This is a genomic window from Stappia sp. ES.058, assembly GCF_900105595.1.
GTDB lineage: Bacteria > Pseudomonadota > Alphaproteobacteria > Rhizobiales > Stappiaceae > Stappia.
Genome location: NZ_LT629784.1, coordinates 1,177,866 through 1,202,064 on the forward strand (window position 1 = coordinate 1,177,866; position 24,199 = coordinate 1,202,064).

A 24,199-nucleotide genomic window follows, 5' to 3' on the forward strand; every position below is an offset into this window, starting at 1 on the left:
GCTCCCAGGTGTTCAGGGTGTCGGGGACGGGGTGATCGGGGAGGGGTCGTCCAGATAGAGACGCCCCTCCAGCCAGGCGCGCGCGGCGCCCGAGCTTGGGGTTTCGAGCACGCGTGCGGCCGGGCCGCTTTCGACCAGCCGGCCGGCGTGCAGGAAGGCGATGTCGTCGCCGAGACGGCGGGCCTGCCCCTTGTCATGGGTGATCATGACGATGGTGATGCCGCGGGCGTGGGCGGTGGCGATCAGGTTCTCGATCGCCAGTGTGGAAGCGGGGTCAAGGCTGGCGGTCGGTTCGTCCAGAAACAGGAGACGCGGTGTGCAGGCGAGGGCGCGCGCGAGCGCGAGACGCTGTTGCTCGCCGCCGGACAGAACGCGTGCAGGACGTCGGGCGAGATCCCCGAGGCGCGCCTGCTCCAGTGCTTCCTCGACGCGTCGGCGGCGTTCCGCCCCGCCGATGCCGCGCACGGCGAGCGCGAACTGGAGGTTCGCCAGAACCGAACGGCGCAGCATCACCGGGCGCTGGAACACCATCGCCTGTTCGCGCATCGCGGTGCGGTCGAGCGGTTTCCCGCGCCAGATGACCTCTCCGCAAGTGGGCGGCAGAAGACCGTGCAACAGCCGCATCAGCAGGCTCTTTCCGGCGCCGTTCGATCCCATGATGAGAAGACGCCGGCCTTCGCGGATGTCGAGGTCGATGCCGTCGACAAGGGGTTTTCCGGACGGGCGGAATGCAAGGCCGCGGGCCTGCATCAGCAGCGGGGCGGATGCGCTGTCGGGGATGTCCCGACCGCCCTCGATCGTCTTCAGCCGGGCGTCAGGCATAGGCGGATCTCACAGCGGAGGCGCGCAGCGCCATCACAATGCCGTTCACGATCACCGCAATCACGAGAAGCACGACGCCAAGCGCCAGCGCCAGCTCGAGGTTTCCCTTGGACGTCTCCAGTGCGATCGTCGTCGTCATGACGCGTGTGACGTGGTTGATGTTGCCGCCGACAATGATCACGGCGCCAACCTCGGCGACCGCGCGCCCGAAACCGGCGAGCGCCACCGTCAGCAGACTGTAGCGCGCATCCCACAAGAGGGCGGCCGCACGGTCGAACGGGCCGACGCCCAGCGAGGCGAACTGTTCGGCATATTCTGTGTGCAGGTCCTCGATCACCTGGCGGGTCAGTGCGGCCACGATCGGCGTGACGAGTATCGTCTGGGCGATGATCATCGCCGTCGGCGTGTAGAGGAGCCGCAACGGACCGAGCGGGCCGGCGGCGGACAGCATGAGATAGACGATCAGGCCGACGACGACGGGCGGCAGGCCCATCAGCGTGTTCAAGAGCACGGTCACGATCGCGCGCCCGGGAAAGCGGAACGCGCCGACCAGGGCGCCGAGCGGCAGGCCGATCATGCAGGCAATGACCACCGCGCTCAGTGTGACGCGCAAGGACAGCGCTATGATTTCGATCAGATCGGCATCGCCCAACAGGATCAGGCCGATTGCGTCCGCCAGGGTTGTCCCGAAATCTTGCATGAATGCATTTTCTCCGTCCGTTCGGAAATAATGCATAAAAATGCGCGATAATCTACCGGCGGATTTGCAAGCGACCGGAATTCGAGCGGAACCCGGGGCTGTTTCCGCCCGTGTGATCTTGTTCAGCTTCGCAGGCGCGGACGGTGTCCCCGGTTCAGGCCGGCTTCAGGCGCCGGGCCCGTTTTTCCTGATAGAGCAGCTTGTCGGCGCGAAGGATCATGTCCTCGGCCTCGATCAACCCGTCCGTTTCCTGCAGGCCGATGCTGAAGTGGATTGAGACACCCGGTACGGAGAGGGACCGTGCGACCTCGGCAAGCGCCGTGCGGATGCGCTTCACGGATTTGACGGCGTTCTGCTCGCCGGTTTCGGGCCAGATGATCATGAATTCGTCGCCGCCCCAGCGCCCGAGGGTGTCGACATCGCGCAGGTTCGCCTGCACGCAGCGCGTGAAAGAGGTCAAAACCTCGTCGCCGATGTGATGGCCATGGGTGTCATTGATGTCCTTGAACCCGTTGAGGTCGATCATCGCGACGGTCATCAGGTGATCGAAGCGGCGGCATCGTTCGACCTCTTCTCGCAGGATCTTGGACAATTGACGGCGATTGTAGACACCCGTGAGCGGGTCCTTGACGGCTGCGCGCTGCAATTCCTCGATCAGTTTGGCGCGCTCCGAAATGTCGCGCACGACCGCCGTGTATTCCACTTCGTCGCCGACCTTTATCTTCGCGATTGTCACCTCCGCCGGAAATTCGGTTCCATCCGCGCGCAGGCCCATGACCGCAACGCGCGATTCCATCGGACGCGAGTTGATTGGCGAGTGGCTGAAGCCGTCCAGATACCGGCCGTGTTCCTTGCGAAAGCGGGAGGGAATCAGCGTCTCCAGCGGCCGGCCGATCGCATCCTCCATCTCGATCTTGAAGATCTGACAGGCGGCACTGTTGAACAGGACGATGCGATGATCGCGGTCGACGGAAATGATGCCGTCGTAGGCGGCCTCGACCACGGCCTCGAAGCGGCTGCGCGACTGGCTCAAAGACGTCTCCAGCGATTTCTTTTCGGTGATGTCGATACAGGTGTTCAAGACCCGTTGCGTTGCCGCTTCCTCGGACAGGATTGGCGAGTAGACGAAGCGCCACCAGGAGACGCGTCCGCCACGGTCGATCACGACCTCGGTCTCCGTCGTCCTTTGAGTGGACAGACACTCGGTGATCCGCTCCGACAAGGATCGGATCAGATACCGCGGGAAGGCGTCTGAAAGCCGTACGCCCGCAAGGGTGTCGGCGTCGCGGTCGAGCATGGCCGCAAAGGGGCGATTGGCCGCCATGATGAAGAAGTTGTCCCGTGCGTCTGCGCTGTAGATCGCGACACTGGCGCCGATGGCATCGACAAGCGAGGTCAGGGATTTCTGGTCTTCAGGAAGGAATGCCATGCAAGCGATCTCGACTTTAGTATCTGGAAGGACTGTTGTTTTTATAGAGCATCATTTCATATTCAGCTTTGTCTAAGTGTATATTTTAACGAGGTCGTAAACGCCCGCGAAAATTTTCCCAGGCCACGGAAGCGATGAGTCGACTGCCGATTGTGTCCAGCCGCAATGTCAGAACCTGGGTATTTGATCCTAAATAAATTACATTCGAAATAAAGAAAATATATTGACCTGGATCATGGTTTTTGGGTTCTTTTCGAGGTTCAGCTATTGCGGTCGATCGGGCACCGTGCTCGGGCGCGGACCGGATCCCGGGAGGGGCCTGGTGGACATGCCATGCTGTTATCGGGGTGAAAGGAGCCGATTATGGGAGGAGCAGTTTCTTGACAATCGAGGACAAACCGGCCGGCAGGCCGAGCGGTGCGAAACGGTTCCGGCGCGCGCTTCTGGGAAGTTTCGCGGTCCTTGCCGTGATCTTCGCATCCGGCGCGACACGCGCCCGGGCAGAGGCGAAGTTGCACATCGTCCCGGTGACCGCCACCGTGACTGCAATCGTCGGCGAGGCCGCGCAGCGGTCGCCCGACAACCTCGCCAACAACGCGACCTTCGGCTTGATCGACACGGACGACGGGCTGGTGCTGGTCGATCCGGGCGGAAGCCGCAAGGGGGCGGCCGCGCTGGACGCGGCGATTGCAACCGTGAGCGACAAGCCTGTGGTGCTTGTCATCGACACCGGCGGGCAGGACCATCGCTGGCTTGGCAACGCCTATTGGATTGAGCGCGGCGCGCGGGTCATCGCCTCGGCGGATGCCGTCGCCGATCAGCGCTCGCGCGCCTCCCTTCAGTTCACCATGCTGACCCAGCTTCTCGGTCCCGCCCTGGAGGGCACCGAGGCGGTCTTCGCGCAAGAGACGTTCGAGGACCGCATCGAGGTCGACGTTGGTGGCCGGCACATAGAGATCGTTCACCCCGGCCCCGCGCATACCCCGGGCGACAGCTTTGTCTGGCTGGCCGACGAGCAGGTGGTCTTTTCGGGCGATATCGTTTTCACCGGACGTCTGCTTGGCCTGCTAGACGTTTCCAGTCTGCAAGGCTGGATCGATGCGTTCGAAACGATGGCCGCCCTGAAGCCGGCCCATGTCGTGCCGGGGCACGGTCCGCCAGTCGATTTTGTTCGGGCGCGGGCGGACACGCTGGATTATCTGGTCAACCTGCGCGACCGGATGCGCGCGCATATCGAGGCCGGCGGCGATATGATCGGCTCCGTGGAGGTCGATCAGAGCGGTTTTGCCCACCTTGACCAGTTCGACGCCCTGGCGAAACGCAATGCCCAACAGGCCTTCAGCGAGCTTGAATGGGAATAGGCCCGTGGCGGTGTGCCGACGCGCGGTGGCCCGGCGTGTCGATCAGAAAAAAGGCGACCCGCAAGGGGCCGCCTTCGCTGTCGGTTGACACGAATGCGCGGAAGGGGAAAGCCGATGGGGCCGCGCACTCCGCGTGTCCGACAGTCTTGAGCGATGAAACTATTGCGCCGTGACGATGGTCATCACCAGCTTGCCGTCGACCTTCACCGGGCCGTCTTCCTTGGCGCCCAGCGTGTACTCGAACCGGCCGGTTTCCATGCCGCCGTCCTCGCCGTGGACCATCAGCATCAGCTTGTCGCCGCTTGCGACCGGTCCCGTCAGGATTGCGGCCACGTCGGTCGTCTCGCCGGCACGGATCGGCGCATGGCCTACCACCGGACCGGGCTTGGAGCCGTCGGTGCGGTGGACGACAAGCCAGCCGTTGTTTTCGGCGGTCACCTTCGCGGCGGAAACGATGCCGTTTGCGACCGACTGGTCCATGGCCTCGACGCCCATCGTGTGGTTGTCGGCGGAGGCGGTGCCGGCGGCGGCGACCAGGGCGAGGGAGAGAAGAATGCGCTTCATGATGGCTCCTGCTGTTGGTTGCGTTCATGCGTGGAAAGCGTCGGCTGCCTTGCCGCGCTCATGAGGAGCTACCTGTCGAAAGCGGAAAAGGTTTCGACGAAAATGGAAAATCGAAATATTTTCTGCGATACGGGATTGCCGGTCGGCTCGGCATCACGGTGCCGCTTGGCGCTGAAACGATGTGTCTGTGGTTGTTGATATGCATTCGACAGCTGCGGTGTTTCTTGTCATAGGTTGTGCAGACGGGAGTCTCTGCTGAATGACATTTGCTTCTGGCGCATCCGCTGATGCGACAACTTCGAAATCCGAACTGGCGGGGCTGCTCGATGCGGTTTCCGTCGGTGACCGAATGGCGTTCCGCGATCTGTACGCGCGAACGAGCGCGAAACTTTTCGGCGTTGTTCTTGGTATCTGCAAGGACAGGACACTCGCCGAGGATGTCATGCAGGAAGCCTATCTCAGGGTCTGGCGCTTCGCGGACGGATTCGATGTGACACGGGCTTCCCCGGTGACATGGCTTGCGACGGTCGCGCGCAACGCTGCAATCGATGCGGTGCGCGCAAGAGGGCGTGCGGGCGCCATGTTCGACAGTGCAAGAGATGGGGACGATGAGGATCCGATGATGCGGGTTGCGGATCCGACCGAACATCCCGCGCCCTGGGACCTGGAGGCGCTGAAGGCGTGTCTGGCGAGCCTTGAAACGGATCACAGGCGCTGCGTCCTGCTCGCCTACTACGAGGGCTATTCCCGCGAAGATCTGAGCGAGCGTTTCGACCGCCCGGTCGGGACGATCAAGACGTGGCTGTTTCGAGGGCTTTCCGCCCTGAAAGCGTGTTTGGGCACCTCATGACGGACGATGAATGCACGGCCCTGGCCGGGGAATATGTTCTTGGCACGCTTTGCGCTGCGGATCGGCGTGACGTTGAACGCCTGCGTGTCGACGACGCCCGCCTCGATGCGGAAATAGAGGCCTGGGAGGCCCGGCTGGCGCCACTTGCGGGCACGCTTCCGGAAGAGCCCGCGCCGGATGGCCTGTTGCCGCGCATCGAGGCCGAACTCGACCGCGAGGCGGTGACCGTTTCCATCGCGGATGCGCCGGCGCGCTCCCATGGACGCGCGCATCTTGCCTACGCGGCGGCATTTGTCGCATTGGCGATCGGTCTGGGGGGCGGCTATTTCATTCGCGATGTGCTGCCGCCGCCGCCGGGGCAATCCTATATCGCCGTCGTCAATCGCGATGCGGGGCTTCCCGCGCTGATCGTGCGGGTTGACCTCGGCGGACGCGAGGTGAGTGTGCGTCCCGTCTCGGCGGAAAAGCCGGCGGACAACGATCTGGAACTTTGGTACGTCGGCCCCGAAGAAGCGCCGCGGTCGCTGGGCGTGATCGACGTGGCAACGCCGATGACGGCCGACTTCGGCCAGGGTGGCGTCGCTGCCGACGGCGTACTTGCCGTCAGCCTCGAGCCGCGCGGCGGGTCGCCGACAGGCGCCCCCACCGGGCCTGTCGTCTATTCCGGGCAGTTGATCCCCGACTGACGCGCACGGGCATGGGCGAGACGTATCAGGCCGTGCCGCAAGGCGCGGCCTTTTCGCGTCCGGGTTCGCCGGGCGCCCGTCCACGAGCATTGCACAGCCGCGCGAGCCGATCACGGATGCGTGAACGTCCGTCCTGAAACCTTTCTCTCCGCGTCTTGGTAACTCCCCTGACCGCATCGATCGATACCGTTCGTCGGACGCGGTCTTTCGAGTACCGATTTGACAGGAGAGACGTATGTTCAAGGAAGCAAAGACCCTTCTGGCCACCGCCGCCGTCACAGCAGTCGTGACCGCTTCGGTCGCGACCGGTATGGCCAATGCGGCCAATCCGATGGTTGGTGGCGCGCCGATGTACGCCGACAAGACGATCGTCGAAAACGCCGTCAACTCCAAGGACCACACCACGCTGGTCGCGGCCGTGCAGGCCGCGGGCCTTGCCGAGACGCTGATGGGCGAGGGGCCGTTCACCGTCTTCGCGCCGACCAATGCCGCCTTCGCCAAGCTTCCCGAAGGCACGGTGGCAGGCCTGCTGAAGCCGGAGAACAAGAATCAGCTTACCAAGATCCTGACCTGCCATGTGGTTGCCGCCGATGCAATGTCGGACGCGATCAACACAATGATCGCCGACGACGGCGGCGCGCATCCGGTCAAGACCGTCGGCGGCTGCGAGTTCACCGCCCGCAGCAAGGACGGCAAGATCATGATCGAGGACGGTCAGGGCAACATGGCCACCGTCACGATTGCCGATGTCGACCAGTCGAACGGTGTCATCCATGTGATCGACGGCGTGCTTCTGCCGAAGTCGTAATCGGCCTCGTCTACGGTTCGCCTTCAGTGACGAGGGCGGGCCGGCCGGCCGCGCGGGGCGACATCGCTTGCCTCTTGCCCCGTGCGGTCGGGTTTCAGCTTCCTTTTCCAAGCCGCGCGGCGAGCCGTGTGGCCTTTTGCATTTCCAGTGGATTGATGCCGCAGGAAAACCCGAGCGCCTCGATCCGTTCCAGCGCCGCCAGCGTGTCGACATTGCCGCGCGCACCAGGCGCATAGGGACACCCGCCAAGACCGCCGACCGAGGCGTCGAACACGCGCAGGCCGCGGGCAAGCGACGCTTCGATCATCTCAAGCGCGGTGGCATTGGTGTCGTGAAAATGTCCGGCCAAGCGGTCCGCCGGGATCCTCGACAGCACCACATCGAGCAGCGCTGAAAGCGTCGCGGCGGTGCCCGCCCCGATGGTGTCGCCCAGCGAGATCTCGTAGCAGCCCATCTCCAGAAGCATTTCCGCGACCTTCGCAACGGCCGCCGGTGCGGTTGTCCCGTCATAGGGGCAGGCGATCGCGCAGGAGAGATACCCGCGCACCGGCATGCCGTCGGCGCGGGCCTGTTCCATGAGCGGATGGAAGCGCTCAAGGCTTTCGGCAATCGAGCAATTGAGATTGGCACGGCTGAAGCCCTCGGACGCCGAGGCGAAGACCGCGACCTCGTCGACGCGCGCCGCTTTCGCCGCCTCGTAACCCTTGAGGTTCGGCGTCAGCGCGGCCATTGCGACGCCCGGCACGCGCGCGATCCCGGCCATCACCTCGGTCCCATCCGCCATTTGCGGCACCCAGCGCGGACTGACGAAGCTGGCCGCCTCGATCTTCCGGAGCCCTGTTCGCGACAGCGCGTCGACCAGCGCGACCTTCTCCGCTGTGGGCACGAAGGTCTTGATGTTCTGCAGCCCGTCGCGCGGGCCGACCTCGAAGAGCGTGACGTGGCTCGTGCTCATGGCGGTCACTTCAGTCGCGCGGAGGCTGCTTCGGGCAGCCATGTGACGATGTCGGGAAACAGCGCGAAGAGCACGAGCACGACGAGCTGAATGGCGAAGAACGGCAAGACGCCGCGATAGACCTGTCCGATGCCGATCCCCTCCGGCAGCACGCCCTTGAGGTAGAACAGCGTGTAGCCGAAGGGCGGGGTGATATAGGCCATCTGCGCGGTGATCATGAACAAGACGCCGAACCACAGCGGATCGAAGCCGAGCGTCTTCACGATGGGCAGGAAGACGGGCACGCACAAGAGGATGATGCCGATCTCGTCGAGGAACAGCCCGAGCAGGATCAGCACCAGCAGCATGGCGGCGAGAACCACCCAGCGCGAGGCCTCGAGCGTTTCCACGAAGCCGAGCACGGAATCCGCGCCCCCGGTTGCGACGAAGACGGAGATGAAGGCGCGCGCGCCGATGGTGATCCACAAGATCATGGCGGTGACGCGCAAGGTGTCGGTGGCCGCCGACGACAGGCTGGAAAGCTGCAGGCGTCCCGAGACGGCGGCCGACAGCAGCGCGCCGAGCACGCCGACTGCGGCGGCTTCCGTCGGTGTGGCAAGCCCCATGTAGATGGTGCCGAGCACGCTGGCGATGACGAAGGCCGGCAGTACCAGCGTCTTCAATGTGGCAAGCCGCGCGCCGAGGTTGACGCGCGCGACCGGTTCGGCGATTGGCGCGAGAGACGGGTTCAGCCTGACCCGGACGTAGATGTAAAGGCTGTAGCCGACCGCCAGAATGATGCCCGGGACGACGCCCGCGATGAACATTTTGCCGATCGAGATCTGCGCGGTGATCGCATAGACGATGGTGACGACCGAGGGGGGAATGAGAATGCCGAGCGTGCCGCCGGCGCAGATCGCACCCAAAGCCAGAGGCGGATGATAACGCCGCGCCAGCATCGAGGGCAGGGCGAGAATGCCCATCGCCGCCACCGCCGCGCCGACGACGCCGGTCATCGCCGCCATGATCGTGCAGATCACGATGGTGCCGATGGCAAGGCCGCCGGACAGGCCCTGGAACCAGGTTTCCATCGCCGTGTAGAGATCGTCGATGATCGAGGATTTTTGCAGGATCGACGCCATCAGCACATAGAGCGGGATCGCCATCAGCGCCTCGGAGGTCATCGTCTCGAATGTGTTGAGCACCGCGACGATGAGCGCGCTTGGACCCCAGATCGTGACGGTCGCCAGAAACGCGATGGCGCCCAGGACGAAGGCAAGTCCCGCGCCGGTGAGCATCAAGAGAACGAGAGAGGCGAACATGCCGACGAGAACGAGGGAGGATTCCATCACCGCGCCTCCCGCTCGGGCGCAAGCAACACGAGTTCGGCAAGGGCCTGCAGCATGAGGAGAAGAGCGGCCAGCGGCAGCACCGCCTTCGCCGGCCAGATCACCGGGTTCCAGGCTGAGTAGCTGGTTTCGCCGTATGTGTAGGACTGAAGCGCGAGCGGTGCGCTGAACCACAGCAGGATCGCGCCGAAGAGCAGGGCGAGCAGGGCCGCGCAGATCTTCAGGGCGAGTGCCACACGCCCGCTGGCGCGCGCCGACAGGATGTCGACCGCGACATGCCCGCCGCTGTGCAGCAGATAGGGGCCGCCGAGCAGGAAGAACGGGCCGAACAGGAGGGCCGCGAGTTCCGGCGCCCAGGAGGTCGGGTTTTCCAGGCTGTAGCGGGAAAACACCTCGAAGAGCATCAGGCCGGCGATCGCATAGACCAGCCACTTGGTGAGCGAAAACAGCGCCTTGTTGAGCGCGGTGAGCGCCCGTGCCGCGGCATGCATGTCGATGGCCTCGCAGAAAGACGGTGACCGCCCGGCCAGAGGGGCCGGGCGGATCGATCCGGATGGATCGGCGACGGGATCAGAGCAGGCGCAGATCCTTCATCAGGATGCGCTGCGTGTCCATCATTTCCATGGCGAGCGCGTCGCCCTTGGTCGCCTTTTCCCAGGCGGCAACGGCCTTGACGCGGGCCTCGGCCACATCGGCGGGGTCGAGCGTGATGACCTCGACGCCGGCCTCCTCGAACTTTGCGGTGTATTCCGCATTGGCAACGAGGATGTCCTGACGCAGGGCGCCGGAGACTTCGCGCGCGGCCACTTCCAGCGCGGCCCGCTGCTGGTCGTCCAACTGCCCGTAGGCGGCCGTGTTGGCGACATAGGAGGTCGCGGTGCTCGGCTGGTGCACGCCGGGCAGGATCAGGAAGCTTGAGACTTCGTGCAGGCCTTCTTCATAGTTGGCCTTGATGTCGCCGCGGTCGGCGAAGTCGATCAGCCCCTTGTCGAGCGCCGAGTAGACTTCCGAGGTGGGCAGCGGCGAGACGGTCACGCCGAAGTCGGCCATCACGGCGGAGGCGAGGCCGACGAAGCGGCCCTTCAGGCCCTCCATGTCGGCGATCTTGCGGATCTCGACCTTGGAATGGATCGGCTCTTCGCCGTAGACGGTCGGCGCGATGTAGGTCAGGCCGGCGGGCGCGTAGGACTTTTTCGCCAGGTCGAGACCGCCGCGCTCATAGAACCATGCCTCGTACTGATCCGCCTCGGGAAAGCCGAAGGGAACCGTGGAGGTGAAGCCGTGGGCCGGGATCTTGCCGGCTGTGTAACCGTCAAAGGTTTTCATCAACTGGAACGCACCGCCGCGCACGGCGTCGAAGGCCTGTGCGTTTGGCACGATCTGGCCGCCGGCAAACGGCGTGATCTCGAGGCTGCCGCCGGTGAGCTGCTTCACGCGTGCGCAAAAGCGCTCTTCGTAGATCATCGGCGTGGTGCCGCCGCCCCAAAGCGCCTGCATCCGCCATTTGGTTGCACCCTGGGCGCGAACCGAGGACGCGGATACGATGGCCGGAGCCGCTAGGGCCGCAACGCCTGCGCCGCGCAGGAATGAACGCCTGCTGGAATTCGTCATGAGTGTTTCCTTCCCGTTTTGTTGTGGAACCGCCGTTTCGGACCTCTGCCGGTCGGCGGTTTCCGTTTCGCCGGCCGTTATCTCGCGGCCAGCAGATCCTTCGCCTTGCCGACGCTGACATCTCCGGAGGCGGCGAGCGCCTTGGCGATGACGTCGACATCCGCCCCCTTGGCGCCGGCCACGATCGCGATGTTGCGGGCGTGCAGCGCCATGTGGCCTTTCTGGATGCCTTCGGTGGCAAGCGCGCGCAGCGCTGCCATGTTCTGCGCAAGGCCGACGGCGGCGGTGATTTCCGCCAGTTCCTGCGCGCTGGTCACGCCCAGAACCTTGAGGGCGGCCTGCGCTGCCGGATGGGTCTTGGTTGCACCGCCGACGAGGCCGAGCGCCAGCGGCAGCTCGATGGTGCCGGTGAGCATGCCCGCGGGCGTCAGCTCCCAATGGGTGAGAGACGTGTAGCGGCCGTTGCGGGCGGCAAAGGCATGCGCACCGGCCTCGATCGCGCGCCAGTCGTTGCCGGTCGCGACGACGACGGGGTCGATGCCGTTCATGATGCCCTTGTTGTGGGTGGCGGCGCGGTAGGGATCGATCAGCGCCAGTGCACAGGCTTCCACCATGCCGCGCGCAACCTCCGCGCCGTCGAGCGTCTTCGTCGTCAGCGCTTCGGGCGTCAGTTCGACGCGCGCCCGGGCAAGCCGGCGGTCGGCGAGATTGGAGAGGATCCGCAGCCGAACATTGCCGCCGGCGATCTCCGCGACCCGCGGCGCGATGGTTTCCGCCATGGTATTGACGGTGTTGGCCCCCATTGCATCGCGAACGTCCACAAGCAGATGCAGCACGACCATCGCGCCGACCGGCGAGGTCTCGAAGGTCTGGACCTCGATCGCCTTGCAGCCGCCGCCGAGCCCGATCAGCACGGTGTCGCGGGCGTTGGCCATCTCGATGAGTTCGGCCTCAGCGCCGAGCAGGCGCTGGCGCGCGCCATGCACGTCGCCGATGCCGAGGACCTGGATCTGCGCGCGCATGATCGGCGCGTCACTGGAGGTGACGAAACCGCCGCAACCGCGCGCGATGCGCGCCATGTAGGAGGCCGCCGCGACGACGGAGGGCTCCTCGACCGCCATCGGCACGAGATAGTCGCGGCCGTTCACCGTGAAGTTGGAGGCAATGCCGAGCGGCAGCTCGAACGTGCCGATGACGTTTTCGATCATGCCGTTGGCGGTCGTGAGCGGCAGCGCGTTTCCGGCAAGGGCGGCGCTGTCTTCCGCCGAAAGTCCGGCGATGTCCGCAAGCTTGGCCAGGCGATCCGCCGGCTCCAGCGCGCGCAGGCCCTCAAGCCGGGAGGTATAGTTGTGGCGCTGCGATGTGGGGTCGCTCATTCATGTCTCCCTGTACGCCGCCTCCTGTTGGAGCGGTCATTGTTGGAGCGGGGCGATGGGGCGCACCCGTCGGCGACAGCACGATCCGCGAAGGCGAAGCGTGCAGCTGACGTGGGCGCGGATGCACTCCGCTCATCGTGTTTTTTGTCAGGGATCGGATTAGGTGGCCGGATCGTTTGGGAGAAGGTACAGTTTGGGGAAATATGCCAAAACCATACCGACACGAAAACTGGTACAGTTTTTAGGGCTATCTTGTGACAAAGACCGAAACCATCGTTGCGGAGGTCCGGCGCAGGATCGAGAAGGGCCTGCTTCCTCCTGGTGCGAAGCTTGCCTCGATCCGGCGGGCGGCAGAGGAGTTCAGCGTCTCCAAGAACACGGCTGTGGAAGCTTACGACCGCCTCGTTTCCCTCGGGCTGATCGTCGCGCGTCCCGGCGCGGGGTTTTCGGTCGTGGCGGCGGCCCGGCCCGTACGCGGCGACGAGGCGCCGCCGCATCTTGTCGAGGCGGTGGACAGCGTGTCGCTGCTGCGCGCTCAGCTCGACCAGAACTACCAGGTGCGTGTCGGCGACGGCCGGCCGCCGGCGGCCTGGATGGAAGGCATCCTGCCCAAACGCGCGCTCGGCGCGTCGGGAGAGGCGACGGCGGACAGCTCCGGCTACGGTTCGCCGAAGGGCTATCGCGGCTTGCGCGAGCTGATCGCCGCGCGGTTTCGCGCCCGCGACATCGCGCTCGACGCCGATCGCGTGGTCACCACCTTCGGCGCCAATCATGCGCTCGATCTCATCATCCGCCGCTATCTGTCGCCGGGCGACACGGTGCTGGTCGATGATCCCGGCTACTACCCGCTCTTTGCCAAGCTGAAATTCGCCCAGGTTCGCCAGGTGGGCGTGCGGCGCGGTCCGCAGGGGCCCGACCTGGATGATTTGCGGGCCTGTGCCGAGCGCGAACGCCCGTCGTTTTTCTTCACCCAGTCGCATGCCCAGAACCCGACCGGCGGGTCGATCGACCTTGCCCATGCCCATGGCGTGCTGCAGATCGCCGAGACCCATGGCTTCCGGGTTGTCGATGACGATCCCTTCGTCGATCTTCCCGGCGCGCGCGGGGTGCCGCTTGCCGCCCTTGACCAGCTGCGCAACGTGATTTTCGTCGGCTCCTTCTCCAAGACGGTTTCAGCGAGCTTTCGCAGCGGCTATATCGCCGCCGCCGCCGACATCGTTGATGAACTGGCGGAACTGAAAATGATCACCGCCGTCAACAGCTCCCGGTTCTCGGAACTGATGATCGCCGACATGATGACCTCTCGCCGATACGACAAGCACCTGAAGCGACTGGGACAAAGGGTGGAAACGGCAAGCGCGGACCTGAGCGCGGTGTTGAAGAGGCTCGGGCTTGCCACGCTGGCGCTGCCGGGGCACGGCTACTACACCTATCTGGAACTGCCGCAGGGAACCAGTGATCTCGAGATCGCGCAGCGCGCCGCCCGCGACAGCATCTTTCTGGCGCCAGGCACCTTCTTCGCGGCCGATCCCGCCCGGCAGCGCCCGGGCTTGCGCATCAACATCACGCGCGCGGGCGATCCCCGGTTCGTGGCGTTTCTCAAACGGCTTGCAGCGGGGATGTAGCGGGGGCTGGCGTTACTGCTTGCGGTCGACCGCGCCGACGTCGAGCATCGGCGAGGCGTCGATGGCGCCCGCGTTCAGCATGGAGCCGACCTTTTCCAGGACGGCTACTATCATCGCCTGTTCCCAGTCCTGCAGGCTGTTGAACTGCGACGCGAAGACCTCCTGCAGGGCGTCCGGCGCGGTCTTCAGCGTTTCGCGTCCTGCGTCCGTGACCGTCACCCAGACGATTCGCCTGTCGATCTCGCCGCGCGTCCGCTTTACCAGGTCGCGTGCCTCGAGCTTGTCGAGCAGCGAGGTGGCGGTCGCCTGTCCGACCCCGGCGCGCGAGGCGATCCCCTTGGGGGAAATCTCGTCCGACTCGGCCACGATCGACAGCACGATGAACTGCGGCGTGGTCAGTCCTGTCGCGCGCGCGAGGGTGCGCGCGTTCAACTCCGTCGCGCGCAGGATGCGACGCAGTGCGATGAGACTGGTTTGAACCCGATTTTCCATGAAATGGCTCTTTGACGCGATTCTCAGTTAGGTAGCAGACTAATTATTATTCGATAAGCGAATTTTTTGGTCGACGTAGGGTATGGGAAACGCTTGGCTTTCCGCCATTATGCCATTTTTTTTGGCGCTTGAGGTTGAAAACTAGTTCGATAGACGTAATATCCAATCCGAACAGAGAAGAGGATTCCATGTCCCTTACCCCGATTAAATCCGCTCGCCGGACAGACGATGAGATCGTCTTCCGAAAGCCGACCGCCGAAGATGGTGCCGATATCTGGCGCCTGATCGGCGAATGCGGCCCCCTCGATGAGAATTCGATGTATTGCAATCTCCTGCAATGCGATCACTTCGCTGACACATGTGTCGTCGCCGAACGCAAGAGCGACGGCGAGACCGTCGGCTGGGTGTCGGCCTATATCCTCCCAGATCAGCCTGACACCGTGTTTGTCTGGCAGGTTGCGGTTGCGGAAGCCGCTCAGGGCCAGGGTCTCGGCAAGCGTCTGCTCGCTGAGCTTCTCAACAGGGAAGCCTGTGCCGACGTGCAGCAGTTGAAGACCACGATTACCTCGGACAATGATGCCAGCTGGGCATTGTTCACGTCTCTCGCGCGCCGCCGTGATGCGAAGCTGCTGCGTGAGCCGTACTACCGTCGCGATGCGCATTTCGATGGCGAGCATGCCACCGAGCACATGGTGACCCTGCGCTTCGAGGAGAGGGCGCGCAGCGCTGCGTGACGCGCGCTGCCGCCATTCGTTCTCCCAAGCGCTGTTTTTCTCAGCATGAGACATCTCGAAAGGATGCGACATGACGACCGTCAACACTGACGACCGTACCATTTTTGCACGCCGCGAGTCGGAAGCCCGCAGCTATTGCCGCAGCTTCCCCAAGGTGTTCACCAAGGCCACTGGCGCTGTTCTCAGCGACAGTGAGGGCCATGATTACATCGACTTTCTCGCTGGCTGTTCCTCGCTCAACTACGGGCACAACGACCCCGACATGAAGCAGGCGCTGATCGACTACATCAGTGCCGACGGGGTGACCCATGGCCTGGACATGCACACCAAGGCCAAGGCCGAGTTCCTGAGCGCATTCGAGAAGATTATTCTCGAGCCGCGCGGCATGGACCACAAGGTCATGTTCATGGGGCCGACAGGCGCCAATGCGGTCGAGGCCGCACTGAAGCTTGCCCGCAAGGTGACCAAGCGTACCAATGTGATCACCTTCACCAACGGCTTCCATGGCGTGACGCTTGGTGCTTTGTCGGCGACCGGCAATGGCTATCATCGTGGCGGGGGCGGCGTGTCGCTTCCCGACGTCACGCGCATGCCCTTCGACAACTACCTGAAGTCGGGCGGCGATGCGGCCGACCTGCTCGAGGCCATGCTCTCCGATCCGTCCGGCGGCATCGACGCCCCGGCGGCGATCCTGCTGGAAACCGTGCAGGGCGAGGGTGGCTTGAACGCCGCCAGCGCCGAATGGGTGCGGCGCGTCGAGCAGATCGCGCGCGATCATGGTGCGCTGTTCATCATCGATGACATTCAGGCCGGCGTCGGCCGAACGGGCACCTTCTTCAGCTTCGAAGACATGGGCGTGTCGCCCGACCTCATCACCATGGCGAAGTCGCTGTCCGGCTACGGGCTTCCGTTTGCCGCGATGCTGATCAAGCCGGAATACGACATCTTCGGCCCGGCCGAGCACAACGGCACGTTCCGGGGCAACAACCACGCTTTTGTGACCGCCCGCGTCGCCATCGAGAAGTACTGGTCGGACGATGCCTTCCAGAAGGGCATCAACGAGCGCGCGGATATTCTTGAAAAGCACCTGGAAAAGGTGCGCGACATGTTGCCGAACGCCCGGCTGAAAGGCCGGGGCATGATGCGTGGCGTCGATGTCGGCTCGGGCGAGCTGGCAAGCGACATCTGCGCGCGCTGTTTCGAGGAAGGTCTGATCATCGAGACCTCCGGCGCCTATGACGAAGTCGTCAAGGTGCTGGCGCCATTGAATATCGACAAGGCGCTGTTTGAGCGCGGTCTCGGTATCCTCGAGGAAGCCGTTGCCAGCTGCGTCCAGTCCACAAGCATTGCTGCGGAGTAAAGAGTATGATTGTCAGGGATTTTCACGAAGCCAAGAAGACCGATCGCAGGGTTGCGGCCGGAAACTGGGAAAGCGTGCGTCTGTTGCTCAAGGACGACAACATGGGCTTCAGCTTTCACATCACCACGATCAAGGCGGGGAGTGAAAGCCAGTTCCATTACAAGCATCACTTCGAGAGCGTTTATTGCGTCTCCGGCGACGGATCGATCACCGATCTCGCCACCAACGAGACGCATGAGATCCGCCCCGGCGTGATGTATGCGCTCGACCAGCACGACAAGCACATCCTGCGCGGCGGCAAGGAGGACATGATCCTCGCCTGCGTGTTCAACCCGCCGGTCACCGGCAACGAGGTGCACCGCGAAGACGGCTCCTACGCGCCGGAAAACGAGGCCGTCTGAGGCCGCTTATCGACAACGGGGGAGGCGGGCGACGGTGTCGCCTCTCCTGACATGAACGCAATGCATGGCGGCGTTTGCGCCGCCTGTTTCGGGGTCTGCACGATGCAGGCCCTTCGGTCGCTGATCCGCGCAGGGGCATCCCCGCAGCCGGACGATGATCAACAAAAGGGTTTGATCCGACAATGACCAACTTCAATGAACAGACTGGCTCTTCTCTCGAGGCCCGCCCCGTGGACGCGGCGACGGACGCAAAGGTGTCCGGCGCGCACACTGTGGAAAAGATCGGTGGCACGTCGATGAGCCGTGCCCGCGAGCTCGTGGACACGATCCTGGTTGGCAATCGCAGCCAGGACGAACTGTACAATCGGGTCTTCGTGGTGTCCGCCTTCGGCGGCATCACCAATATGCTGCTGGAAGACAAGAAGACCGGCAAGCCGGGCGTCTACGCGCTGTTCGCCGACGCGGATGAAGACCATGGCTGGATGGAAGCGCTCAACGACGTCGCGCGCGAGATGTACCGTATCAACGGCGAGATCTTCGACGAATCCGCCGACCGCGATTCCGCGAATGAATTCGTGCGCGAACGCATCGAGGGCGCCCGCGGGTGCCTGCTCGATCTGCAGCGCCTGTGCTCCTACGGTCACTTCAACCTGTCCGAACACATGATGACGACGCGAGAGTTGTTGTCCGGTCTGGGCGAGGCGCATTCGGCCAACAGCCTTGCGCTGCTGCTGCGCCGTCACAACGTCAACGCCCGCTTCGTCGACCTGTCGGGTTGGCGTGACGAAAGCCAGCCCAGTCTCGACGAGCGGATCGAAACGGCGTTTTCCAAGATCGACGTCAGTCGCGAACTTGCCATCGTGACGGGCTACGCGCAGTGCCGCGAAGGCCTGATGCGCGAGTACGACCGCGGCTATTCCGAGGTGACCTTCGCTCAGATCGCCGCGCTTTCGGGCGCGCGCGAGGCGATCATTCACAAGGAGTTCCATCTCTCCAGCGCCGATCCGCGTCTGGTGGGAACGGATGCGGTGCGCAAGATTGGCCGGACCAACTACGACGTGGCCGATCAGCTGTCCAACATGGGCATGGAGGCGATCCATCCCAACGCCGCCAAGACGCTGCGCCAGGCGGGCGTGCCATTGCGCGTGACCAACGCCTTCGAGCCGGAGGATCCGGGCACGCTGATCGACGCGGAGCCGGCGGAAACTCCGGGCGTGGAGATGGTCACCGGCATTCCGGTCACCTCCTTCGAGGTGTTCGAGCAGGACATGGTCGGCGTGAAGGGCTACGACGCGGCAATCCTCGACGTCCTGACGCGCCACAACGTGCGCATCGTCTCCAAGGTGTCGAACGCCAATTCGATCGTGCACCACGTCGAGGCGCCGCTGAAGCTGTTGAAGCGGGTCGAGCAGGACCTGATGAAGCGTTATCCGTCTGCGCGCATCGCCACCCGACGTTCGGCCATCGTGTCCGTGATCGGGCGCGACCTCACGGGCCTGAGCGTCATGCTGGAAGGGCTCAAGGCGCTGGATGCGGCCGATATCCAGGTGATTTCCTCGCAGGACACCGGGCGAAAGGTGGACGTCCAGTTCATCGTCGGCGGCAAGGACAAGGATGCGGCGGTCAAGGTGTTGCACCAGGCTTTTTGCGAGGGTGAAACGCATGCCTTGAGTCCGACGGCGACCGGGTCCGGTTCCGACACCGGCCGGTCTGCGGCGATGTCGCAGGCGGCCTGACCAGGGCAAATTGAGGCTTTAGGCCTTCGGGGAAGACATGGACGAAGCGGCGCGGGGGCACCTCCCGCGCCGTTTTGTGTTTGCGGGAAGGGGGTGTCTGTGTCTCGCTCAAACGCGAACAGTTGGAACGCGCAAACCGAATGGCGGGGCGGTGCGAAGCATGTGATGGGCCGGCGCCGCGACGCTTTGCAAGTCGATGAAATGTCACATGTCGGATCATGTGAGGTCGGAACCGGCGCGGCGATTGCGATCAAGATTGCCGACCTCTTGCAAGCGCAGGAAACTTTGGGCGAAATCGGGATTTCACGGTCCGCGTTTCGGTTGGCAGGCTCGGAGATCCCGGAAGTTTAGCCCGCGTTGCGGCCCGGTGCCGCGCGTAAGCGCTTTTGGGATTTTTTTAACCCGCGTTTGCACGCCGTTCACGCCCGCTTGCGCCGTGCCATCATGGCGTGCATCGAGGGTGGAAGTGCACCTCGTTTCTTGCTTTACTCGGCGTCATGAACGACGGCTCGCAACCCCATCCGCCAGCGATCGCGCAAACCGCCGGTCGCGCCGACATCATTGTCCAGATCGTGGGCGACGGGAACTCCGTCGTGTCCGGCCATCCGGCCTTGAAGCTCACCCGCTTCGATACCCTGGCCACGGTGCTCACCGACGACACGGGCCGGCCGGTCGAAACCGACCTTCTGCGCGCCTACAAGAAAGACACGATCCCGCTGATCGGCCGCGACGAGACGCTCGCGACGCTACGCGCGTGGCTTGCCTCGGACGAGCCAATATCCGCGCTCGGCATGGTCGGCCGCGCGGGGCGGGGCAAGACGCGCCTCGCGCTGGAACTGTGTCGGGAGCTTGCCGGGCAGGGCTGGCGGGCCGGGTTTCTCACCACGGACCGGCTCGAGGCGTTCCGCAAACAACAGAACGTGACGGAGTGGGGATGGAACGCGCCGACACTTGTTGTTGTCGACTATGCGGCCGGCCAGGTCGCGCCCTTGCGCCGCTGGCTTGTCGAGCTTGCCGACCACCGGCGTCGGCTGGCGCCGGTCTCGCCGGAAGCGCCACCGCTGCGGATTGTGCTGCTGGAGCGTCAATACAACCCGCAGGTCGGCTGGTGGGCCGATCTCTTCGCCGGCGGCGACACGGAGGGCGAGGCCCTGCGGTCGCTGCGCCATCGCGAAGTGCCGCTCGATCTTCCCGCCATCACGGACCCGGCCGTGCAACGCGACATCCTGGTCGAAACCGGCAAACGCCTCGGCAACGCGGAAGCCGAGAGCTGGGGCGACCGCCTGACGGACGAACAGGTGTCGGGGCTGACCTGGGGCGGCGAGCCGCTCTTCCTGATGATGGCCGCGATGCTGGTGGCCGAGAATGGACCGGTCTACCTGACCGGGCTGACGCGGCATGATCTGGCGGGCAACGTGGCGAAGCGCGAGCTGACCCGCATCGAGAGGCTCGCGCGGGCGCGCCTTGGCGATGGCGACGCGCCTGCGTTTCTCACGCATATGGCCGGCGCGTCGACCCTGCTCGGCGGCCTCGATCTCGGAAACGACCTGCGCGATCTGATCGCGGCGGAAAGCCAAGAGACCGGGCGAACAGAGGCCGGCAGTCCGGCCGGCATCGAAGGCGCGCTGCGCGACGCACTGCCCGGCGAGCCGGGCCGGATTGCGCCGATCGAGCCGGATGCGGTGGGCGAAGCGGCGCTGCTGACGCTGTTCGGCGATCTCGCGGGAGAAGAGCGCGACGACGATTTGATGCGCCTGGCGCGTCGAGCCCCGCCGGCGGCCGCCAGCGTGCTCATGCGCCTTTGTCAGGACTATGCGCCGACGGGCCGCGAAGAGCCGCTGCGCTGGGTCCAGGCGTTGGGACCAGCATTCGACGAGGATCTCGGCGCCCGTCTTGCGATCGCAGATAGCATTCCCCGTCACACAACGATCTTGCGGGAGTTCGCCGCGGCGTTCCAGGACGCCGTCACGGCGCGTTTGTCGGCCATGGTCGATCGCAATCACGATCTCGATCTGCGCGGGCTGTACGCTGGCAATCTCAACAACCTGGCGAACCGGTTGAGCGACCTCGGCCGGCGGGAGGAGGCGCTGTCGGCGGCGGAGGAGGCGGTGGGGCTCTATCGGGCACTTGCGGCGGCGCGTCCGGAGGCGTTCACGCCGGATCTGGCGATGAGCCTCAACAACCTGGCGAACCGGTTGAGCGACCTCGGCCGGCGGGAGGAGGCGCTGTCGGCGGCGAAGGAGGCGGTGAGGCTCTATCGGGCACTTGCGGCGGCGCGTCCGGAGGCGTTCACGCCGGATCTGGCGGGGAGCTTCAACAGCCTGGCGAACGTCTTGAGCGACCTCGGCCGGCGGGAGGAGGCGCTGTCGGCAGCGGAGGAGGCGGTGGGGCTCTATCGGGCACTTGCGGCAGCGCGTCCGGAGGCGTTCACGCCGGATCTGGCGATGAGCCTCAACAACCTGGCGAACGTCTTGAGCGACCTCGGCCGGCGGGAAGCGGCGCTGTCGGCGGCGGAGGAGGCGGTGGGGCTCTATCGGGCACTTGCGGCGGCGCGTCCGGAGGCGTTCACGCCGGCTCTGGCGATGAGCCTCAACAACCTGGCGAATGTCTTGAGCAACCTCGGCCGGCGGGAGGAGGCGCTGTCGGCGGCGGAGGAGGCGGTGGGGCTACGCCGGTCGCTTGCGGCGGCGCGTCCGGAGGCGTTCACGCCGGATCTGGCGACGAGCCTCAACAACCTGGCGGGCTTCTTGAGCAACCTCGGCCGGCGGGAGGAGGCGCTGTCGGCGGCGGAGGAGGCGGTGGGGCTACGCCGGTCGCTTGCGGCGGCGCGTCCGGAGGCGTTCACGCCGGATCTGGCGGGGAGCTTCAACAACCTGGCGGGCTTCTTGAGCGACCTCGGCCGGCGGGAGGAGGCGCTGTCGGCGGCGGAGGAGGCGGTGGGGCTCTATCGGGCACTTGCGGCGGCGCGTCCGGAGGCGTTCACGCCGGATCTGGCGATGAGCCTCAACAACCTGGCGAGCTTCTTGAGCGACCTCGGCCGGCGGGAGGAGGCGCTGTCGGCGGCGGAGGAGGCGGTGGGGCTGCGCCGGTCGCTTGCGGCGGCGCGTCCGGAGGCGTTCACGCCGGATCTGGCGGGGAGTTTCAACAACCTGGCGAGCTTCTTGAGCGACCTCGGTCGGCGGGAGGAGGCGCTGTCGGCGGCGGAGGAGGCGGTGGGGCTGCGCCGGTCGCTTGCGGCGGCGCGTCCGGAGGCGTTCACGCCGGATCTGGCGATGAGCCTCAACAACCTGGCGAACCGGTTGAGCAACCTCGGCCGGCGGGAGGAGGCGCTGTCGGCGGCGGAGGAGGCGGTGGGGCTGCGCCGGTCGCTTGCGGCGGCGCGTCCGGAGGCGTTCACGCCGGATCTGGCGACGAGCCTCAACAACCTGGCGAGCGTCTTGAGCAACCTCGGCCGGCGGGAGGAGGCGCTGTCGGCGGCGGAGGAGGCGGTGGGGCTGCGCCGGTCGCTTGCGGCGGCGCGTCCGGAGGCGTTCACGCCGGATCTGGCGACGAGTCTGGCCGTTCTCGGGCTTCAGCACCGCGCGGCCGGGCGCCCAGACACCGAGATCGCGTGTTTTCGCGAGGCGGCCGAGCGGCTTTGGCCCTATGTCGAGCAGTACCCGGAAGGATTGGGAAACCTGTTCACCGCGATTTTGCAAAACCTCGTGCGCGCTCTGCAGGCGACAGGCACAAGCGAGGTCGAGATCCGGAACGCGCTTACCGAGTTTGGTGTGCATATCGCCGAGGACGACCCGGATGCGTAGGGGTGGGCCGATGAAGGTGCATCATGAGCGACAAACAGGACGCTCATGTCCCGTGCTTAAGCTGGATTGTCAGGAATGCAAATTCAATCGAGCGGGGTTTGTTGAACTTGAATCTGAGAAATATTTCCGAAAAATAGAATTTAAAATATTTGGTCATTGATATGAATAATAAAGGGGTCAGGGTAAATAGTATAGTTGAATTTCTTGGTCTTGGTGGGCGAGAGGACCTTTACTCTGATTCGCGAGGATATTTCATTCACGAGGAGACTCATTGGGATATCGTAATCAAAACCGCAACATTAGCGCGACAGTTAAAAAAAGAGGCGGATGGTGCTCTAAACGAAGAGATAATGAGTTTTCTCATTGTTGAGCAGTATCATCGTAGCGTTCGGGCAAAGGCATTGTTCGGTACTGAAGGGAGGAGTGGTGTGGATGATTTGACAATTTCGGCGCTCGCAATGAACTGGCTTGCATCTCAAGCTAAAGCGTTCGGGCAAGGTCTCGCCGGCCGGCTGACAAGGGATGCGGAAGCCAAGCTCTATGACTGGTTGAAAGCCAGGTTCGAAAGCGCGGGCAAGGGGGATCTGACGACGCTGGAAGCGACGCCGGACGATCCGCTTGCGGTCGAGACGGCGAAGGTCGGGCTTGCGCAATTGCTGCGGGAGAACCCGGAATATGTCGAGGAGTTGCGCGCGCTATGGGGCGCGCTCGGGGCGGAAACCGGTGACGTTAGGCAGAGTGTGAACACCGGCGGCGGATCAATTGGCGGCAGCGTGACCCAGGTCGTCGGGTCCAACAACACGTTTGGCAAGACCGACTGACGCCCGCGCGCGGTCCAAACCTGCGAGGTCAGGTGCCGGCTCAAGAAAGGGTTGATGATTTCAATATGGCGCGTGAGGACGGTTTGGATCGTTCTTGCCCCCAATTGGTGAAGTGAAAACATTGGGCAGCGAGTGGGAAATACGTGATCGACCGGATCCGTTGCATTGCAGCCGGATCAGTCATGCAAAATAGAAAAATTCTGGAAAAAGAAAAATGGCTCCCCGGGCCGGACTCGAACCAGCGACCCAGCGGTTAACAGCCGCTTGCTCTACCAACTGAGCTACCGGGGAACACTCCCGAGCGGTGCAGTGCATCGCATCGGTGGCGAGCATATAGCAAACGCATGCCCGCCTTGCCAAGGCCTTTGTCCCAAAAACTTTTCCACAAGCATGGATTTCAACGTCGTGCGTGCGCAAGCGGCGGAGACACGCACGCGCTTGTTGCGCGGAGCCTTGCAGGTTATGACTTGGCTTCCGGTCCTTCCTGCGCGGGCGCAAGCCCCAATGGGAAGGCGAAAGTCGGAATGCGGTGGGGGAGGACCCAATCCGGGCTCCCGAATCCGCAGCTGCCCCCGCAACTGTAAGCGGCGAGCCCCCTTGCGCAGACCACTGGACACGCTTCGTGTCCGGGAAGGGCAAAGGACCGGCGACGACCCGCGAGCCAGGAGACGAGCCGGAACGGGAAAAACGTCGCAAGCCGTCGGGTGGACGGCAGGAGGCCTGCCATATGAATTCGC

General features: G+C 64.4%; 21 protein-coding genes, 1 tRNA gene and 1 riboswitch. Of the genes, 11 read left to right on the top strand and 11 right to left on the bottom strand.

From position 1 onward, the window contains the following. Positions 1-12 precede the first annotated feature (12 nt). The 3 genes from BLU32_RS05510 to BLU32_RS05520 form a co-directional block, all read right to left on the bottom strand. Positions 13-822 carry an ATP-binding cassette domain-containing protein gene (locus BLU32_RS05510; protein ID WP_093805348.1) on the bottom strand — a complete coding sequence of 270 codons (810 nt, stop codon included), beginning with the start codon at positions 820-822 and terminating at the stop codon, positions 13-15. Continuing rightward, entirely contained in the window at positions 815-1,522 is a 708-nt protein-coding gene (locus tag BLU32_RS05515) for an ABC transporter permease (protein WP_093810641.1), read from the bottom strand. Before BLU32_RS05515 ends, BLU32_RS05510 begins: the two co-directional genes overlap by 8 nt. A 154-nt stretch (positions 1,523-1,676) precedes the next feature. Next, positions 1,677-2,951: a diguanylate cyclase gene (locus BLU32_RS05520; protein ID WP_093805349.1), complete on the bottom strand. Its 1,275-nt coding sequence runs from the start codon at positions 2,949-2,951 to the stop codon at positions 1,677-1,679. Between the two features lie 380 nt (positions 2,952-3,331). Here BLU32_RS05520 and BLU32_RS05525 point away from each other — a divergent pair, with 380 nt between their 5' ends. Continuing rightward, positions 3,332-4,312 carry an MBL fold metallo-hydrolase gene (locus BLU32_RS05525; protein ID WP_157727520.1) on the top strand — a complete coding sequence of 327 codons (981 nt, stop codon included), beginning with the start codon at positions 3,332-3,334 and terminating at the stop codon, positions 4,310-4,312. A 159-nt stretch (positions 4,313-4,471) separates the two neighbouring features. On the opposite strand, the gene BLU32_RS05530 is transcribed toward BLU32_RS05525, so the two are convergent. Then, complete coding sequence (locus tag BLU32_RS05530) at positions 4,472-4,876, bottom strand: hypothetical protein (RefSeq protein ID WP_093805351.1); 405 nt, start codon at positions 4,874-4,876, stop codon at positions 4,472-4,474. A gap of 259 nt (positions 4,877-5,135) precedes the next feature. Here BLU32_RS05530 and BLU32_RS05535 point away from each other — a divergent pair, with 259 nt between their 5' ends. The 3 genes from BLU32_RS05535 (at position 5,136) to BLU32_RS05545 (ending at position 7,220) form a co-directional block, all read left to right on the top strand. Further along, complete coding sequence (locus BLU32_RS05535) at positions 5,136-5,726, top strand: sigma-70 family RNA polymerase sigma factor (protein WP_093805352.1); 591 nt, start codon at positions 5,136-5,138, stop codon at positions 5,724-5,726. Further along, positions 5,723-6,412 carry an anti-sigma factor domain-containing protein gene (locus BLU32_RS05540; RefSeq protein WP_093805353.1) on the top strand — a complete coding sequence of 230 codons (690 nt, stop codon included), beginning with the start codon at positions 5,723-5,725 and terminating at the stop codon, positions 6,410-6,412. The genes BLU32_RS05535 and BLU32_RS05540 overlap by 4 nt, the downstream gene beginning before the upstream one ends. Positions 6,413-6,647: 235 nt before the next feature. Beyond that, positions 6,648-7,220, top strand: coding sequence for a fasciclin domain-containing protein (locus BLU32_RS05545; RefSeq protein ID WP_093805354.1), 573 nt, complete (start codon positions 6,648-6,650; stop codon positions 7,218-7,220). Positions 7,221-7,314: 94 nt separating this feature from the next. Here BLU32_RS05545 and BLU32_RS05550 read toward each other — a convergent pair whose 3' ends face one another. The 5 genes from BLU32_RS05550 to BLU32_RS05570 all read right to left on the bottom strand — a co-directional run bounded on the left by BLU32_RS05550 (position 7,315) and on the right by BLU32_RS05570 (position 12,490). Next, positions 7,315-8,175, bottom strand: a complete 861-nt coding sequence (locus BLU32_RS05550) for a hydroxymethylglutaryl-CoA lyase (RefSeq protein ID WP_093805355.1) — start codon at positions 8,173-8,175, stop codon at positions 7,315-7,317. A 5-nt stretch (positions 8,176-8,180) separates the two neighbouring features. Beyond that, positions 8,181-9,503: a TRAP transporter large permease subunit gene (locus BLU32_RS05555; protein ID WP_093805356.1), complete on the bottom strand. Its 1,323-nt coding sequence runs from the start codon at positions 9,501-9,503 to the stop codon at positions 8,181-8,183. Then, positions 9,503-9,994: a TRAP transporter small permease subunit gene (locus BLU32_RS05560; protein ID WP_093805357.1), complete on the bottom strand. Its 492-nt coding sequence runs from the start codon at positions 9,992-9,994 to the stop codon at positions 9,503-9,505. Before BLU32_RS05560 ends, BLU32_RS05555 begins: the two co-directional genes overlap by 1 nt. A gap of 79 nt (positions 9,995-10,073) precedes the next feature. Continuing rightward, positions 10,074-11,114, bottom strand: coding sequence for a TRAP transporter substrate-binding protein DctP (dctP, locus tag BLU32_RS05565; protein WP_093805358.1), 1,041 nt, complete (start codon positions 11,112-11,114; stop codon positions 10,074-10,076). A gap of 77 nt (positions 11,115-11,191) precedes the next feature. Next, positions 11,192-12,490, bottom strand: a complete 1,299-nt coding sequence (locus tag BLU32_RS05570; protein ID WP_093805359.1) for a hydroxymethylglutaryl-CoA reductase, degradative — start codon at positions 12,488-12,490, stop codon at positions 11,192-11,194. Between the two features lie 254 nt (positions 12,491-12,744). Here BLU32_RS05570 and BLU32_RS05575 point away from each other — a divergent pair, with 254 nt between their 5' ends. Further along, on the top strand, positions 12,745-14,115 hold the full coding sequence (locus tag BLU32_RS05575; RefSeq protein ID WP_093805360.1) for a PLP-dependent aminotransferase family protein: 1,371 nt from the start codon (positions 12,745-12,747) through the stop codon (positions 14,113-14,115). A gap of 12 nt (positions 14,116-14,127) precedes the next feature. Here the strand turns inward: BLU32_RS05575 and BLU32_RS05580 are convergent, their stop codons facing one another. Continuing rightward, positions 14,128-14,607 carry a MarR family winged helix-turn-helix transcriptional regulator gene (locus BLU32_RS05580; protein ID WP_093805361.1) on the bottom strand — a complete coding sequence of 160 codons (480 nt, stop codon included), beginning with the start codon at positions 14,605-14,607 and terminating at the stop codon, positions 14,128-14,130. A 188-nt stretch (positions 14,608-14,795) separates the two neighbouring features. Here BLU32_RS05580 and ectA point away from each other — a divergent pair, with 188 nt between their 5' ends. From ectA to BLU32_RS05615, 6 genes are all read left to right on the top strand, one after another. After that, positions 14,796-15,341, top strand: coding sequence for a diaminobutyrate acetyltransferase (gene ectA, locus BLU32_RS05585; RefSeq protein WP_093805362.1), 546 nt, complete (start codon positions 14,796-14,798; stop codon positions 15,339-15,341). Positions 15,342-15,411: 70 nt separating this feature from the next. Next, positions 15,412-16,701: a diaminobutyrate--2-oxoglutarate transaminase gene (ectB, locus tag BLU32_RS05590; protein WP_093805363.1), complete on the top strand. Its 1,290-nt coding sequence runs from the start codon at positions 15,412-15,414 to the stop codon at positions 16,699-16,701. A gap of 5 nt (positions 16,702-16,706) precedes the next feature. After that, positions 16,707-17,102 carry an ectoine synthase gene (locus BLU32_RS05595; protein WP_093805364.1) on the top strand — a complete coding sequence of 132 codons (396 nt, stop codon included), beginning with the start codon at positions 16,707-16,709 and terminating at the stop codon, positions 17,100-17,102. Between the two features lie 182 nt (positions 17,103-17,284). Next, complete coding sequence (locus BLU32_RS05600; protein WP_093805365.1) at positions 17,285-18,838, top strand: aspartate kinase; 1,554 nt, start codon at positions 17,285-17,287, stop codon at positions 18,836-18,838. Positions 18,839-19,335: 497 nt separating this feature from the next. Beyond that, positions 19,336-22,641 (top strand): tetratricopeptide repeat protein, encoded by a 3,306-nt coding sequence (locus tag BLU32_RS22490; protein WP_157727521.1) that lies wholly within the window; start codon positions 19,336-19,338, stop codon positions 22,639-22,641. A 350-nt stretch (positions 22,642-22,991) separates the two neighbouring features. Beyond that, complete coding sequence (locus BLU32_RS05615; protein ID WP_157727522.1) at positions 22,992-23,462, top strand: hypothetical protein; 471 nt, start codon at positions 22,992-22,994, stop codon at positions 23,460-23,462. A gap of 215 nt (positions 23,463-23,677) precedes the next feature. Here BLU32_RS05615 and BLU32_RS05620 read toward each other — a convergent pair. Continuing rightward, positions 23,678-23,753, bottom strand: a tRNA-Asn gene (locus BLU32_RS05620). Between the two features lie 167 nt (positions 23,754-23,920). Continuing rightward, a riboswitch (cobalamin riboswitch) is annotated at positions 23,921-24,155 on the top strand. Positions 24,156-24,199 lie beyond the last annotated feature (44 nt).

What these genes read in the sequence shown, in the direction of transcription:
- BLU32_RS05540 (WP_093805353.1), top strand. Translation starts at nt 5,723, where the DNA reads ATGACGGACGATGAATGCACGGCCCTGGCCGGGGAATATGTTCTTGGC.
- BLU32_RS05545 (WP_093805354.1), top strand. Translation starts at nt 6,648, where the DNA reads ATGTTCAAGGAAGCAAAGACCCTTCTGGCCACCGCCGCCGTCACAGCA.
- BLU32_RS05595 (WP_093805364.1), top strand. Translation starts at nt 16,707, where the DNA reads ATGATTGTCAGGGATTTTCACGAAGCCAAGAAGACCGATCGCAGGGTT.
- BLU32_RS05560 (WP_093805357.1), bottom strand. Translation starts at nt 9,994, where the DNA reads ATGCATGCCGCGGCACGGGCGCTCACCGCGCTCAACAAGGCGCTGTTT.
- ectB (WP_093805363.1), top strand. Translation starts at nt 15,412, where the DNA reads ATGACGACCGTCAACACTGACGACCGTACCATTTTTGCACGCCGCGAG.
- BLU32_RS05555 (WP_093805356.1), bottom strand. Translation starts at nt 9,503, where the DNA reads ATGGAATCCTCCCTCGTTCTCGTCGGCATGTTCGCCTCTCTCGTTCTC.
- BLU32_RS05520 (WP_093805349.1), bottom strand. Translation starts at nt 2,951, where the DNA reads ATGGCATTCCTTCCTGAAGACCAGAAATCCCTGACCTCGCTTGTCGAT.
- BLU32_RS05530 (WP_093805351.1), bottom strand. Translation starts at nt 4,876, where the DNA reads ATGAAGCGCATTCTTCTCTCCCTCGCCCTGGTCGCCGCCGCCGGCACC.
- BLU32_RS05600 (WP_093805365.1), top strand. Translation starts at nt 17,285, where the DNA reads ATGACCAACTTCAATGAACAGACTGGCTCTTCTCTCGAGGCCCGCCCC.
- BLU32_RS05550 (WP_093805355.1), bottom strand. Translation starts at nt 8,175, where the DNA reads ATGAGCACGAGCCACGTCACGCTCTTCGAGGTCGGCCCGCGCGACGGG.
- BLU32_RS05580 (WP_093805361.1), bottom strand. Translation starts at nt 14,607, where the DNA reads ATGGAAAATCGGGTTCAAACCAGTCTCATCGCACTGCGTCGCATCCTG.
- BLU32_RS05535 (WP_093805352.1), top strand. Translation starts at nt 5,136, where the DNA reads ATGACATTTGCTTCTGGCGCATCCGCTGATGCGACAACTTCGAAATCC.
- BLU32_RS05570 (WP_093805359.1), bottom strand. Translation starts at nt 12,490, where the DNA reads ATGAGCGACCCCACATCGCAGCGCCACAACTATACCTCCCGGCTTGAG.
- BLU32_RS05615 (WP_157727522.1), top strand. Translation starts at nt 22,992, where the DNA reads ATGAGTTTTCTCATTGTTGAGCAGTATCATCGTAGCGTTCGGGCAAAG.
- BLU32_RS05510 (WP_093805348.1), bottom strand. Translation starts at nt 822, where the DNA reads ATGCCTGACGCCCGGCTGAAGACGATCGAGGGCGGTCGGGACATCCCC.
- BLU32_RS05515 (WP_093810641.1), bottom strand. Translation starts at nt 1,522, where the DNA reads ATGCAAGATTTCGGGACAACCCTGGCGGACGCAATCGGCCTGATCCTG.
- BLU32_RS22490 (WP_157727521.1), top strand. Translation starts at nt 19,336, where the DNA reads ATGAACGACGGCTCGCAACCCCATCCGCCAGCGATCGCGCAAACCGCC.
- dctP (WP_093805358.1), bottom strand. Translation starts at nt 11,114, where the DNA reads ATGACGAATTCCAGCAGGCGTTCATTCCTGCGCGGCGCAGGCGTTGCG.
- ectA (WP_093805362.1), top strand. Translation starts at nt 14,796, where the DNA reads ATGTCCCTTACCCCGATTAAATCCGCTCGCCGGACAGACGATGAGATC.